The 14146-nt window shown below is 73.1% G+C and carries 8 protein-coding genes and 1 tRNA gene; 6 read left to right on the top strand and 3 right to left on the bottom strand.

Annotation, left to right across the window (positions count from 1 at the left end):
• The first annotated feature begins 67 nt into the window (after positions 1-67).
• From OOK31_RS18875 to OOK31_RS18850, 6 genes are all read left to right on the top strand, one after another.
• Positions 68-265: a hypothetical protein gene (locus OOK31_RS18875; RefSeq protein WP_267088438.1), complete on the top strand. Its 198-nt coding sequence runs from the start codon at positions 68-70 to the stop codon at positions 263-265.
• 267 nt (positions 266-532) lie between these two features.
• Positions 533-3364, top strand: coding sequence for a type I DNA topoisomerase (gene topA, locus OOK31_RS18870; protein ID WP_267088437.1), 2832 nt, complete (start codon positions 533-535; stop codon positions 3362-3364).
• A gap of 203 nt (positions 3365-3567) precedes the next feature.
• Positions 3568-6816 (top strand): dTMP kinase, encoded by a 3249-nt coding sequence (gene tmk / locus OOK31_RS18865; RefSeq protein WP_267088436.1) that lies wholly within the window; start codon positions 3568-3570, stop codon positions 6814-6816.
• 91 nt (positions 6817-6907) lie between these two features.
• The gene (locus tag OOK31_RS18860) at positions 6908-8119 is read left to right on the top strand and encodes a DNA polymerase III subunit delta' (RefSeq protein ID WP_267088435.1); all 1212 of its coding nucleotides are present in this window, start codon (positions 6908-6910) and stop codon (positions 8117-8119) included.
• A gap of 154 nt (positions 8120-8273) precedes the next feature.
• Positions 8274-9803 (top strand): alpha/beta hydrolase, encoded by a 1530-nt coding sequence (locus OOK31_RS18855; protein WP_267088434.1) that lies wholly within the window; start codon positions 8274-8276, stop codon positions 9801-9803.
• 102 nt (positions 9804-9905) lie between these two features.
• Positions 9906-9979: transfer RNA gene (locus OOK31_RS18850), tRNA-Thr, on the top strand.
• Between the two features lie 130 nt (positions 9980-10109).
• On the opposite strand, the gene OOK31_RS18845 is transcribed toward OOK31_RS18850, so the two are convergent.
• The 3 genes from OOK31_RS18845 to OOK31_RS18835 are packed head-to-tail and all read right to left on the bottom strand — an operon-like array spanning position 10110 to position 14092.
• Positions 10110-10670, bottom strand: a complete 561-nt coding sequence (locus tag OOK31_RS18845) for a hypothetical protein (protein WP_267088433.1) — start codon at positions 10668-10670, stop codon at positions 10110-10112.
• Positions 10671-10673: 3 nt separating this feature from the next.
• A complete protein-coding gene (locus OOK31_RS18840; RefSeq protein WP_267088432.1) occupies positions 10674-12464 on the bottom strand; it encodes a DEAD/DEAH box helicase in 1791 nt (596 codons plus the stop codon).
• 11 nt (positions 12465-12475) lie between these two features.
• Entirely contained in the window at positions 12476-14092 is a 1617-nt protein-coding gene (locus tag OOK31_RS18835; RefSeq protein ID WP_267088431.1) for an MFS transporter, read from the bottom strand.
• Between the last annotated feature and the right edge of the window lie 54 nt (positions 14093-14146).

Genomic DNA, 14146 nt, shown 5'->3' with positions numbered 1-14146 from the left:
GGCAGTCTCCTGGACACAGCGGGATCCGGGGGGATCCCCGAGCGGCCCGGGGGAAAAGGGGAACGGCATGGAGAGCGGTCCGGCGATCTTCGCGGCAGCCGTCTTCCTGCTGTTCGGAGCCGCTCTGCTGGCCTGGACGGGGGCGCGCGTCCTGCACCGCGCGCCGGTGGCTGAGGGCGTGCGCCCCGTCGTGGCCGTACCGTTGGCACTGCTGGCCGGCGCGGGGTCGCTGGCCCTCGGAGTCTGGTGTCTCCAGCGGTTCTGAGGCGCGGACCCGCAATGATCTCCGTTGGGGTGTGAAATCCGACGTCGCGGCGGGTGCGGGGGCGGGGCCAGACGGCCCTTTGGCCACTCTGCCCGGTGACCGGGAGGGGTCCGGCGCGGCATCCGGGCGGCAGAAATGGCACTTGTCGGGTTACCGTTCGAGTGGCCGTTGCGGGCTTGTGCCGTTTGACACGGGGGCGGGTTGTACCGTCACACTCCGCAGCGTCGCCGTACCGCGACCGAGTGCCGACCGGAGAGAAGAGCCAAGTTGTCCCCGACTAGCGAGACCGCAAAGGGCGGCCGCCGACTCGTCATCGTCGAGTCCCCTGCCAAGGCGAAGACGATCAAGGGCTACCTCGGCCCGGGATACGTCGTCGAGGCGAGCGTCGGGCACATCCGCGACCTCCCGAACGGCGCGGCCGAGGTTCCCGACAAGTACACCGGCGAGGTCCGCCGTCTCGGCGTGGACGTCGAGCACGACTTCGCGCCGATCTACGTCGTCAACGCGGACAAGAAGGCGCAGGTCCGCAAGCTCAAGGAGCTGCTGGCCGAGTCCGACGAACTCTTCCTCGCCACCGATGAGGACCGCGAGGGCGAAGCCATCGCGTGGCACCTGCAGGAAGTGCTCAAGCCCAAGGTCCCCGTCCACCGGATGGTCTTCCACGAGATCACCAAGGACGCGATCCGCGACGCCGTCGCCAACCCGCGCGAGCTGAACCAGCGCATGGTCGACGCCCAGGAAACCCGCCGCATCCTCGACCGCCTCTACGGCTACGAGGTCTCGCCGGTCCTGTGGAAGAAGGTCATGCCGCGGCTGTCCGCCGGGCGCGTCCAGTCGGTGGCCACCCGCCTCGTCGTCGAGCGGGAGCGCGAGCGGATCGCGTTCCGCAGCGCCGAGTACTGGGACCTGACCGGCACCTTCGGCACCGGCCGCGCCGGTGACGCCTCCGACCCCTCGACCCTGGTCGCCCGCCTGAACACGGTGGACGGCAAGCGCGTCGCCCAGGGCCGCGACTTCGGCTCGAACGGGCAGCTCAAGAGCGAGGTGCTGCACCTCGACGAGGCGAACGCGCGGGCCCTGGCCGCCGCCCTGGCGCAGACCTCGTTCGCGGTCCGCTCGGTCGAGTCCAAGCCGTACCGCCGCTCCCCGTACGCCCCGTTCCGCACGACGACGCTCCAGCAGGAGGCCTCGCGCAAGCTGGGCTTCGGTGCGAAGGCGACGATGCAGGTGGCGCAGAAGCTGTACGAGAACGGCTTCATCACCTACATGCGTACGGACTCCACCACGCTGTCCGACACCGCGGTGTCGGCGGCGCGGGCGCAGGTCACGCAGCTCTACGGGGCCGACTACCTGCCGGAGAAGCCGCGCGTCTACGCGGGCAAGGTCAAGAACGCGCAGGAGGCGCACGAGGCGATCCGTCCCTCGGGTGATCGTTTCCGCACCCCGGCCGAGACCGGCCTGACCGGCGACCAGTTCCGTCTGTACGAACTGATCTGGAAGCGGACCGTCGCCTCCCAGATGAAGGACGCGGTCGGCAACTCGGTCACCGTGAAGATCGGCGGCCGGGCGAGCGACGGGCGGGACGCGGAATTCTCGGCGTCCGGCAAGACGATCACCTTCCACGGCTTCATGAAGGCCTACGTCGAGGGCGCGGACGACCCGAACGCCGAGCTCGACGACCGCGAGAAGCGCCTCCCGCAGGTCGCCGAGGGCGACGCGCTGACGGCCGAGGAGATCACGGCCGACGGCCACTCGACCAAGCCGCCGGCCCGCTACACCGAGGCCTCGCTGGTCAAGGAGCTGGAGGAGCGGGAGATCGGCCGCCCGTCGACGTACGCGTCGATCATCGGCACGATCCTCGACCGCGGCTACGTCTTCAAGAAGGGCACGGCGCTCGTCCCGTCCTTCCTGTCGTTCGCCGTGGTGAACCTCCTGGAGACGCACTTCGGGCGCCTCGTCGACTACGACTTCACCGCCAAGATGGAGGACGACCTCGACCGCATCGCGCGGGGCGAGGCCCAGTCCGTGCCGTGGCTGAAGCGGTTCTACTTCGGCTCGGAGGACGCGACCGAGGTCGTACCGGCCGACGGCGACCACCTCGGCGGCCTGAAGGAGCTGGTGACCGACCTGGGCGCGATCGACGCCCGGGAGATCTCCTCCTTCCCCGTCGGCGAGGGCATCGTGCTGCGCGTCGGCCGTTACGGGCCGTACGTGGAGCGCGGCGAGAAGGACGCCGAGGGCCACCAGCGGGCGGACGTGCCGGAGGAACTGGCGCCGGACGAGCTGACCGTGGAGTACGCGGAGGAGCTCTTCGCGAAGCCGAGCGGCGAGTTCGAGCTGGGCGCCGACCCGGTCAGCGGGAACCAGATCGTCGCGAAGGACGGCCGCTACGGGCCGTACGTGACCGAGATCCTGCCCGAGGGCACCCCGAAGACGGGCAAGAACGCCGTCAAGCCGCGGACGGCCTCGCTGTTCCAGTCGATGAGCCTGGACACGGTGACCCTGGCCGACGCGCTCAAGCTGATGTCCCTGCCGCGGGTCGTCGGCGCGGACGCGGAGGGCGTGGAGATCACGGCCCAGAACGGCCGCTACGGCCCGTACCTGAAGAAGGGCACGGACTCGCGGTCGCTGGAGACCGAGGACCAGCTCTTCTCGATCACGCTGGAGCAGGCGCTCGCGATCTACGCGCAGCCCAAGCAGCGCGGCCGGGCCGCGGCCAAGCCGCCGCTCAAGGAGCTGGGCACCGACCCGGTGAGCGAGAAGCCGGTGGTGGTCAAGGACGGCCGCTTCGGGCCGTACGTGACGGACGGCGAGACGAACGCGACGCTGCGGCGGGACGACGACGTCGAGACGATCACGCCGGAGCGGGGCTACGAGCTGCTCGCGGAGAAGCGCGCCAAGGCGCCGGCGAAGAAGACGGCGAAGAAGGCCGTGAAGAAGGCGCCCGCCAAGAAGGCCCCGGCGAAGAAGGCGACGGCGACGGCGAAGACCGCCGCCGCGAAGAAGACGACGGCCGCGGCGAAGAAGACCACCGCCGCGAAGAAGACCACGGCTGCCGCGAAGAAGGCCGCGGCCGCTCCGGCGGCGTCGGACGAATAGTCTCCGGCCGGCCGGCAGGCCGTACGCACGGCACGCACGGCATGTACGTCCGAGGGCCCCGCGCGATCCGCGCGGGGCCCTCGGACGTTCCGCGCCGCGCGGGGTCCGGGGTGCGCCCCGGGCGCCGAAGGTGGGTGCGGGGTCACATCCGACCTTGTCCACAGGCCCCCGCACCTGCCAGGCGCAGCGGATAGGCTGGGCGGATGACGCGAGCCGAGCAGCCAACGGTCGTGACCGCCTCCGAGAACCCCACCTACGACGAAGCCCTGGCCGCGGATTCCCGCGAGCGAGCGGTGCGCGCGCTGCTGCGCACCCCCGGGCTGCGCCGGCTGTGGAGCGCCCAGCTGGTGAGCGGCATCGGCGATGCCCTCGCCCTGCTGGTCCTGGTGCTGCTGACCCTCCAGGCCACGGTCACCGCGGCCCCCGGGGGGCTCTTCGGCGACGGCTACCGGGGCGCGGCCTTCGCCGTCGCCGCCGTGTTCGGGGTGCGGATCCTCGCCACCGTGCTGTTCGGCGCCGTCCTGCTCGGCCCGCTGGCCAAGCTCACCGCTCCCGGCGGGGCCCTGGACCGGCGCTGGACGATGGTCGGCGCCGACGGGCTGCGGATAGCGCTCTTCGTCGTCGCCCCGCTCTGGCTGGACTGGATCCCGGCACACGCCACGATCGCGCTGCTCGCCACCGTGTTCGTCTCCGGCGCCGCCGAGCGGCTGTGGACCCTGGCCAAGGAGAGCGCCGCCCCGGCCCTGCTGCCCGTGCCGCCGCCGGAGGGGGCCACCGTACGGCCGCTCCCGGACCACCTGGACGCGCTGCGGCGCCTGACCCTGCGCACCGCCTTCGCCGCGATGCCCGTCGCGGCCGCCGCGCTGCTCGTCGCGACCCTGGTCGGGCGGGCGCTGGGCCTCGGCGTGGACTGGTTCGCCGAGAACCAGTCGGCGCTGGGCTCGTACGTGGCCGCCGGGCTGTTCGCCGCCTCCGTCTCGCTGCTGCTGCCGCTGGCACTGCCCGCCACCAAGACCCCGAGGCCGCGCTCCCCGCTGGAGGGGCTGCGGACCCCCCGGGCGGGCGACCGGCCCGAGAAGGGGCGTACGGGCGCGATCCCGCTGCTCGTCCTGACCTGCGCCGCCGTCGCCGGAGCCATCGCCTCCGCCGCCTCGGTGTCCGTCCTGCACGCCTTCGACCTGGGCGGCGGCCCGTCCTCGTACGCCCTGCTGGTGCTGGCCCTCGTCGGCGGCACCGGGCTGGGCATCCGTGCCAACCAGGCCGGCAAGGTGCTGCCCGGGCTGTCCCGGCGCCGACTGCTGGCCCTGGCCACGGCGGTCGCCGGGCTCGCGCTGCTGCTGACCGGGCTGGTGCTGGACACGGCGACCGTGCTGTTCCTGGCGCTGCTCGCCGGCACCGCCGCCGGTGTGGCGGCCAACGCCGCGCACGTCCTGCTCGACCAGGAGACCGAGGAGTTCCGCCGGTCCCGGGTCACCGAACACCTCCAGGCCGTGGTCCGGGTGGCCGTGGCCGTGGGCGCCGTCGCGGCCCCGCTGCTGGCGGCGGGCATCGGCCCGCACCGGCTGGCCGGCGGAGAGGGAATCCTCCCGCACGGCGGCGCCGCCTTCACCCTGATGCTGGTCGGCGCGCTGCTGCTGCCCGTCGCCGCGGTGGTGCTCGCCAAGGCCGACGACCGGAGCGGCGTACCGCTGCGCCGGGACCTGCGCGAGGCCCTGCGCGGCGGGGAACCGGTGCAGGCCCCCTCCACGACCGGGTTCTTCATCGCCCTGGAGGGCGGCGACGGGGCCGGCAAGTCCACCCAGGTCGAGGCGCTCGCCGACTGGATACGGGGCAAGGGCCACGAGGTCGTCGTGACGCGCGAGCCGGGCGCCACCCCGGTCGGCAAGCGGCTCCGCTCGATCCTGCTGGACATCTCCTCCGCCGGGCTGTCGAACCGCGCCGAGGCGCTGCTGTACGCCGCCGACCGCGCGGAGCACGTGGACAGCGTGGTCCGGCCCGCCCTGGAGCGGGGTGCGGTGGTCATCTCCGACCGTTACATCGACTCCTCGGTGGCCTACCAGGGCGCCGGCCGCGACCTGTCCCCGACGGAGATCGCCCGGATCTCGCGCTGGGCCACGGACGGCCTGGTCCCGAACCTGACCGTGCTGCTCGACGTGTCGCCGGAGGCGGCGCGGGAGCGGTTCACCGAGGCGCCGGACCGGCTGGAGTCGGAGCCCACCGAGTTCCACCAGCGGGTGCGGGCCGGTTTCCTGACGCTCGCGGCCTCCGACCCCGGGCGCTACCTGGTGGTCGACGCCGGCCAGGACCCCGGCTCGGTCACCACCGTAGTACGGCACCGCCTGGACCGGATGCTGCCGCTCTCGGAGGCCGAGGTGGCCGCGCAGCTCGAAGCGCGGCGGCTCGCCGAGGAGGAGGCCCGGCGCAAGGCCGAGGCGGAGGCCGCCCGCAAGGCGGAGGAGGCCCGGCTGCAGGCCGAGGAGCAGGCCCGGCTGGCCCGGGAGGCCGAGGAGGCCCGGATCAAGGCCGAGGCGGAGGCCGCGGAAGCCCGCCGGATCGCGGAGGCCGAGGCCGCGCGCGAGGCGGAGGAAGCCCGGCTGCGCGCCGAGGAGGAGGCCCGGGCGCTGGCCGAGGCCGAGCGGCTGCGCGTGGAGGCCGAGGAGCGGGCCCGGGCGGCGGAGGCCGAGCGGATCCGGCTCCAGGACGCGGAGGAGGCCCGGCTGCGGGCCGAGGCCGAGGCACGCCGGCTGGAGAAGCAGCGGCGGGCCGAGGAGGCCCTGCTGAGGGCGGAGGAGGCACGCCGGCTGGCGGAGGCCTCCGCGGCGGCCGCGGCCGCCGCTGCGGCGACCGTTCCGGCGGCGCCCGCGCCCGCCGCGCCCGCGCCCAAGGTGGCGATGCACAAGGACCCGCGGCAGCCGCAGGCCAATCCGCAGCCCCAGGCTCAGCCCCGGCAGCAGCCGCACCCGGACGATGCCGTCACCGTCGAGACCCCGGTGGTCAAGCGGGTCGTCCAGCCGGACGACGTGACCCAGACCGTCCCGGTGCCCGTCGTCGACCCGTCGGCCGCGCGCGCGGCCGACGAGACGGCCGTACTGCCGCCCGTCCGCCCTGACGGCCCGGCGGCACCGGCCGCGCGGAGCCGCTCGGCCGGCGCGTCCGGTGCGTCCGGTGCGTCGGGCTCGTCCGGGCGCAGTGGTTCGGCCTCGCGGCCGACGGCCCGGCGGACCGAGGAGAGCCCGGCCGACCGGGTCCCGCCGGAGATCTTCCGGGACTCCGGGAACGACGTGACCCGCGAGCTGCCCCTCGTCGGCGACGACGGCCGCCCGCGCCGGACCCCGTCCGACTGGGCCGAGGCGACCCCGATGGACGACCTGCCGACCCTGGCCGACGAACTGCTCGGCCCGCGCCACGAGGACGGGCCCGACGGGGACGCGGGACCGCGCCGCCGCCGCTGACCCGGGCGGGCCGGTGACGGCCGGGATTGTCGGTGGCGGGCGCCACAATGGGAGCAGGACACGACACGGACAGTGAGAGGCGGTGGGCGGGATGCCCGTATGGGACGACCTGGTGGGACAGGAGCGGGTGCAGACGCAGCTGGCCGCCGCCGCCCGCGACGCCGACGCCCTGGTCACGGCCACCTCGCAGGGCACCCCGCCGCCGCCCGCCTCCAAGATGACCCACGCCTGGCTGTTCACCGGCCCGCCCGGCTCCGGGCGGGCCACCGCCGCCCGTGCCTTCGCGGCCGCCCTCCAGTGCGTCAGCCCGGACCGCGCCCTCGGGGGTGAACCGGGCTGCGGATTCTGCGACGGCTGCCACACCACCATGATCGGTACGCACGCCGATGTGGAGATCGTCCGTACCGACCTGCTGTCCATCGGCGTGAAGGAGACCCGCGACCTGGTCCGCCGGGCCCAGCTCTCGCCGGCCGTCGGCCGCTGGCAGGTCATCGTCCTCGAGGATGCCGACCGGCTCACCGAGGGCGCGGGCAACGTACTCCTCAAGGCCGTGGAGGAGCCCGCTCCGCGCACGGTGTGGCTGCTGTGCGCGCCCTCCCTGGAGGACGTGCTGCCCACCATCCGCTCCCGCTGCCGGCACCTGACCCTGCGCACCCCGTCCGTGGACGCGGTGGCCGAGGTCCTCGTCCGCCGGGACGGCGTCGACCCCGCGGCGGCGGCCGCCGCCGCCCGCGCGACCCAGGGACACATCGACCGGGCCCGCCGCCTCGCCACCGACGAGTCGGCCCGTACCCGCCGGGCCGCCGTGCTGCGGCTCCCGCTGCGCGTCGACGACGTGGGCGCCTGCCTCAAGGCCGCGCAGGAGCTGGTCGACGCCGCCGCTGAGGACGCCAAGCAGGTCGCGGAAGAGGTCGACGGCAAGGAGACCGAGGAGCTCAGGGCCGCGCTCGGCGCCGGAGCGGGCGCGGGCAGCCGTATGCCCCGGGGCACGGCCGGGGTGATGAAGGAGCTGGAGGACCGGCAGAAGCGCCGCCGCACCCGTACCCAGCGCGACACCCTCGACCTGGCGCTGACCGACCTGACGGGCTTCTACCGGGACGTGCTCGCCCTGCAGCTCGGCTCGGGCCTGGCCATCGCCAACGAGGAGATACGCCAGGACCTCGACCGGATCGCCCGGGCCTCGGGCCCCGAGCGCACCTTGCGGCGTATCGAGGCGATCATCGCCTGCCGCCAGGCCCTCGACCGCAACGTGGCGCCGCTGCTCGCGGTGGAGGCCATGACGATGGCACTGCGCGCGGGCTGACCGTTCACCCGTCCGAGCGATCCGGGACGGCCCGCGGGAGCGGGCCCGCGCGGGGCCGGGCGCGGTGCGGGCCCGGTCGGCGGTCGGCCGCCCGGGCCGTCGCCCCGATGATCGTCACCGGACGCGGGCGGCGGGCAGCACGTAGGCTCCCGGCATGGACACCAGGAGCCTGCTGCGTACCACTGGGACCGTGATCGCAGCCGCCGGGCTGCTGCTCTCCGGCTGCACCTCGGGCGGTCCGGACGTGGCCTCGGCCGAGCCGAGCGCCGTGCCCGCCGCGCTGCGCCCGTACTACGAGCAGAAGCTGAGCTGGCGCGACTGCGGTGTCCCGGGCTTCCAGTGCTCCACGTTGAAGGCACCGCTGGACTACGCGGACCCGGGCTCCGGCCAGGACGTCGAGCTCGCGGTGGCCCGCCGGGCGGCGACGGGGCCGGGCAAGCGGCTCGGCTCCCTCGTGGTCAATCCGGGCGGGCCCGGCGGCTCCGGGATCGGCTACCTCCAGGCGTACGCGGGGATCGGCTACCCGGCCGCCGTACGGGCCCAGTACGACATGGTCTCCTTCGACCCGCGCGGGGTGGCGCGCAGCAGCCCGGTCGAATGCCTGACCGGGCCGGCGATGGACAAGTTCACCCAGGTGGACCAGACGCCCGACGACGAGGCGGAGCGGGCCCGGCTGGTGGCGGCGTTCAAGGAGTTCGCGGCGGGCTGCGAGGAGCGCTCGAAGCGGATCCTGCCGCACGTCTCCACCGTCGAGGCCGCCCGCGACATGGACATGCTCCGGGCGGTGCTGGGCGACGAGAAGCTGAACTACGTCGGCGCCTCGTACGGGACCTTCCTCGGGGCGACGTACGCGAACCTCTTCCCGGGGCGGGTCGGCCGGCTGGTCCTGGACGGTGCGATGGACCCCTCGCGCTCGGCGCTCGACCTCAACCGCGACCAGACGGAAGGCTTCGAGACGGCCTTCCGCTCCTTCTCCAAGGACTGCGCCAAGCAGCCCGACTGCCCGCTGGGCAAGGGCGATCCGGACGCGGTCGCGGCGCGCCTGAAGGAGTTCTTCCGCAAGATCGACGCCCAGCCGGTCCCCTCGGGCGACCCGGCCCGCCCGCTCGGCGAGTCCCTCGCGACGACGGGTGTGATCGCGGCCCTGTACGACGAGAGCGCGTGGCCGCAGCTGCGCACGGCGCTCACCGAGGCCATGAACGGCGACGGCGCCCCGCTGCTGGCCCTCGCGGACAGCTACTACGAGCGGGAGGGCGACGGCACGTACGCGAACCTCATGTACGCGAACGCCGCCGTGAACTGCCTCGACCAGCCGCCCGCCTTCAGCGGCCCGGAAGCGGTGGACGCCGCGCTGCCCTCCTTCGAGAAGGCCTCTCCGGTGTTCGGGAAGGGCCTGGCCTGGGCCTCCCTGAACTGCGCGTACTGGCCGGTGAAGGCCACGGGCGAGGCGAAGCCGCTGGCGGCCAAGGGCGCGGCCCCGATCGTGGTGGTCGGCACGACCCGGGACCCGGCGACCCCGTACAAGTGGGCCCAGGCCCTGGCCGGCCAGCTGGACTCGGGCACCCTGCTCACCTATGACGGCGACGGCCACACGGCGTACGGACGCGGCAGCGACTGCGTCGACACCGCCATCAACCGCTACCTCTTGCAGGGTCGCCCCCCGGCCGAAGGCGCCCGCTGCTGACCTCCGGGGACCGTGGTTCGGGGCACCCCGTTCAACCCTGTAGACTTGGCGCCGCTGCTGATGAGAGGCTCCCACCAGGGAGATTCCCATCTTCCCAGCGGTGCCGCCTTAGCTCAGCTGGCCAGAGCAACGCACTCGTAATGCGTAGGTCTCGGGTTCGAATCCCGAAGGCGGCTCTGTAGAAGCCCCAGGACTCACTCGCCGTGACCTGGGGCTTTTGCTTGTCCTCCGCCGCGACGGCGGCGTGGCGTTGCGTGACGGTCCGGGCCATTTCTGTCACACGCAGCAGACCGGGCAGGGGCCGGGTCACTCGGACGCCGTGAAGTAGGCGGCGGGGTCCAGTGCGTTGAGCGCGATCCACCGCTGCTGTGTCCCTGCGGTGGACACTCCCTTGCTGTCCGCCGGACCGCGGAAGAAGCCCTGTACGTCGAGAGCGATGCGCGGGTCGTCGTCGATGCGCCGTGCCATGTCGTAGTAGACGGCCAGCTCATGGATGCACCGCGGGGTGCCTGCTGGGCAGGAGCAGGTGACGGCGAGGAGTTTCGGTGCGGGCGGGTGGCCCGCGTCGGCGATCGTGACGTAGAGATCGTCGGTGAGGACGGGCTGGACACCGCTCAGCTGACGGGAGATCTCGGCCGTCGCCCCCGGCGACATCGGCGCCACCTCGACCGTCGTCACCGTGGCGCCGCGGCCGCGGTGCACGACGGCGCGCACGGTCCGGCCGTCGATCGTGATCTGCACCTTCCCGTCGCGCGCCATGCGGCGCGCGCTCGGCAGTTGGGGATCGGGACGGGTCTGGCGCAAGGTCTCGGCGAACCGGACCCAGTCCTTGCCCCACTTGGTGTAACCGAAGTCGTGGGTGGCCATGGGTCAGCTGTCTCGCTTCCGGCGCAGGACCTCGATGAGGCGGTCGTCGTCCAGGCGGGTCAACTCGGCGACGCTGGACGTGTCGGCGATGTCCGACAGTGCGGATTTGCGGGAGTGCATGGCCGCGATGTGCTCCTCGACGGTGGTCCCCGTGGTCAGGGTGGTGACGGTGACGGTACGGGTCTGGCCGATCCGGTGGACCCGGTCGGACGCCTGCGCCTCCACGGCCGGATTCCACCATCGGTCGAAGTGGATGACGTCGGCCGCGCGGGTGAGGGTGAGCCCGGTGCCGCCGGCCTTCAGGCTGAGTACGAGCACCTTCGGGCCGTCGTCGGCCTGGAACCGGCGCACGATGTCGGCCCGTTGTTCCTGGTTCAGGCCGCCGTGGAAGAACGGTGCGCTCACGCCGAACTGTTCGCCGAAGTGCCGGATCAGCAGCTCACCCGTCTGCCGGTACTGGGTGAAGACGAGGGTCGGAGAGCCGTTCTCCAGGTTGTTGGCCACGATGTCGGTGCACAGGTCGAGCTTTCCCGACCTTCCTGCCAGCTCACCGAGGTCGTCGTTGATCAGGCCCGGGTGGTTGCAGACCTGCTTGAGCGCGGTCAGGACCGCCAGCACCCTGGTCTGACGCTGGGCGCCGCTGCCGAAGCCGTCGTCGATGACCTGCTCCAGCAACCCGTCGTACAGCCGCTCCTGTTCCTCGGTGAGGTCGCAGATCAGGTCGGCATGGATCTTGGGCGGGAGCGAGGTCGCGACCTGGGACTTCTTCCGCATCAGCACGACCGGCTCGATGGCCCCGCGCAGTCGGGCGGAGGCGGCGAGGGAGCCGTCCGCGATGGGCCGGACGAAGCGCCGGCGGAACTGCGTCCGGTTCCCGAACAGATGGGGTGCGACCAGGTTGAGCAGGGCCCACAGCTCCTCGAGGTGATTCTCGACGGGCGTCCCGGTCAGGGCGATCCGCGCGTCGGCCGCGATGGTGCGCGCGGCCTTCGACACCTGCGTACGGGGATTCTTCAGCACCTGTGCTTCGTCGAACACGGCGGTGCTCCACCGGTGCTCGGCCATGGCCGGGCCGTGCGTGCGGAGCGTCGGGTAGCCGGTGAGCACGACCGTCCCGCTCTCCACCGCCTTCAGCGGGCCGCCGCGCCAGATCGCGGTCCGCAGGCCGGGGGCGAACCGCGCGATCTCGTGCGCCCAGTTCCCGACCAGCGAGGTGGGGCACACCACCAGTTGCGGCCCCTCCTCGGCGCGCCCGGCGACGCAGCCGATGGTCTGAAGCGTCTTTCCCAGTCCCATCTCGTCGGCGAGCACCGCGCCGCCGTGCGAGGCGATGGTCTCGCGCAGCCAGCTCACACCGCGTACCTGGTACGGCCGTGGCTTCGCGGTGAGCGTGGTGCGCAGTTCGGCCGCCACGGCGGTGGTGTGCCGGAAGACGGCGCCGGCGTGCTCCGCCGTCGTCACGGCGACACCCGTGGCATCGGGAACGGCGTGCGCCGCGAGCGGCAGGATCGATTCGCCGCCCGCGATCCACGACCGCCAGACGTCCACCGACCGGCCGGGCGAATCGAGGGGCGCTCCGACGAGCCGGTCCGGCTCGATCAGCGCGCAGTCGACGTCGGACACCTTCAGCCCGCCGAGGTCCGGCGTCGGGACGGCCAGGGGAATGGTCTCGATGTCACCGACCGGCGGGGCCGCCCCCACGGTGCGTCCGGACCAGGTCCACAGGGCGAACATATGACGGTCCGGCAGGTACGTCGCCTGGCTGTCCGGCGACGGATCGGGAAGTTTCCGCATGGGGCCCATGATCAGTGGCTGCCCACGCCTTCGCCCTCACGCCGGGGGCGGGCATCGGCCCCGGCGTGAGGAACCGTTTCGGTCGTGGACGGGCCGGCTTCCTGCTCGTGGTCCGCCTCGCGTACGGCTGCCGCGGGCTTTCGGGCCGAGCGCAGGGCGATCAGCAGCACGGCTGCTCCGAACAGCCCGATGAGCATGATCCAGACCGCGCCGACGTGCATGGCGTGGACGAACGCCTCGTCGGCGGCCCGGACGAGTTCGGGCCGCCGGGCCGCGTCGGCGACGTGCCGGGCCTGTTCGGCGGAGACCAGCGCCTGTTCCCGCACCGGTCCGGGCACACCGTCCAGCGAGGGCTCGATCGAGCGCCGGTACACGATCGACATGATCGTGCCGCCGACGGCGATCCCGATCACGCTGCCGGTCTGCCGCACGGTATTGGTGACGGCCGACCCGGCGCCGGCCCGTTCGAGCGGCAGCGTGCTGATCAGTGCCGCGGTCACCGGGCCGAGCACCATGCCGACGGCGAGGCCCTGGACCAGCAGCAGGAGCTCGATCCGGACGAGGGGGGTCTCCAGGCCGAAGAGCCCGTACGCGCCCATGGTCAGTGCCGCGACGGTGAGGGCCGGGACGGTGACGGTCCGCAGCGACCACTGGCGCACCAGGCGCGCGCCGACGGGCGCCCCCAGGGTCGCGCCGACCGCGGTCGGGATGCCGGCCAGGCCCGCCTCCATCGGCGAGTAGCCGCGTGCGCCCTGCAGGTAGAACGCGTTGTAGAAGGTGACGGCGGACACGGCGAAGAGGAGCAGTCCGAGCGCCACGTTGCCGCCGCCGAAGGCGCGTTGCGCGAGCAGCCGGGGATCGAAGCTGGGCACCTTGACGCGCAGTTCGACGAGCACGAACACGGCCAGCAGGACCAGTCCGCCGACGATCGGCCCCCAGACGTCCGTACGGCCCCAGGACGCCACCTGCCCCGCGCGGATCAGGCCGTAGGCGAGCGTCGCGAGGCCGCTGATCGACAGCAGCATCCCGGCCGGGTCCAGCGGCCGCGCCACGGGGCTGCGGAAGTTCGGGACCAGCAGGGCGATACCGATCAGCGCGAGCACCACGACCGGGACGTTGACCAGGAAGACCGAGCCCCACCAGAAGCGGTCGAGGAGCACCCCGGCCAGCACCGGGCCCACGGCCATCCCGACGCCGGCGGCAGTCGAGGAGATGGCGATCGCGGTCGACCGCGCGGGGCCGGTGAAGGTCCACATGAGGACGGCCAGGTTCGCAGGCATGATCAGCGCGCTGCCGACGCCCATCGCGGCCCGGGCGGCGATCAGCTGGCCCGCGTCGCCCGCGTACGCCGCCCACACCGAGGACGCTGCGAAGACCACCAGGCCCGCCACGAGCACGGTCCGGTGGCCGAAGCGGTCGCCCAGGGCGCCCGCGGTGAACATCAGGGTGGCGAAGGCGAGCGTGTACGAGCCGGTGGCCCATTGCAGCTCGGACGGGCTGGCATTCAGTCCCCGGACCGGGTCCGAGAGGGTCTCCAGGGTGGTACTCAGGACGGTGTTGTCCAGCCAGATCAGCAGGGAACACACCATGAGAACGGAAAGAATCAGCTGCTGCCTGGACTTCGGCATAGCAGAGGGAGTCATCAATACCTTCGGACGCGATCGGGAAAACCTGACCAGCGG

This window comes from Streptomyces sp. NBC_00249 (assembly GCF_026342355.1).
Classification (GTDB): Bacteria; Actinomycetota; Actinomycetes; order Streptomycetales; family Streptomycetaceae; genus Streptomyces.
Note: the sequence above shows the minus strand (reverse complement) of the source record. Positions and strands in the feature narration are given on the sequence as shown.

Coding starts and splice junctions, on each gene's coding strand:
- OOK31_RS18875 (WP_267088438.1), top strand. CDS start 68: ATGGAGAGCGGTCCGGCGATCTTCGCGGCAGCCGTCTTCCTGCTGTTC.
- tmk (WP_267088436.1), top strand. CDS start 3,568: ATGACGCGAGCCGAGCAGCCAACGGTCGTGACCGCCTCCGAGAACCCC.
- OOK31_RS18860 (WP_267088435.1), top strand. CDS start 6,908: ATGCCCGTATGGGACGACCTGGTGGGACAGGAGCGGGTGCAGACGCAG.
- OOK31_RS18855 (WP_267088434.1), top strand. CDS start 8,274: ATGGACACCAGGAGCCTGCTGCGTACCACTGGGACCGTGATCGCAGCC.
- OOK31_RS18845 (WP_267088433.1), bottom strand. CDS start 10,670: ATGGCCACCCACGACTTCGGTTACACCAAGTGGGGCAAGGACTGGGTC.
- OOK31_RS18840 (WP_267088432.1), bottom strand. CDS start 12,464: ATGCGGAAACTTCCCGATCCGTCGCCGGACAGCCAGGCGACGTACCTG.
- OOK31_RS18835 (WP_267088431.1), bottom strand. CDS start 14,092: ATGCCGAAGTCCAGGCAGCAGCTGATTCTTTCCGTTCTCATGGTGTGT.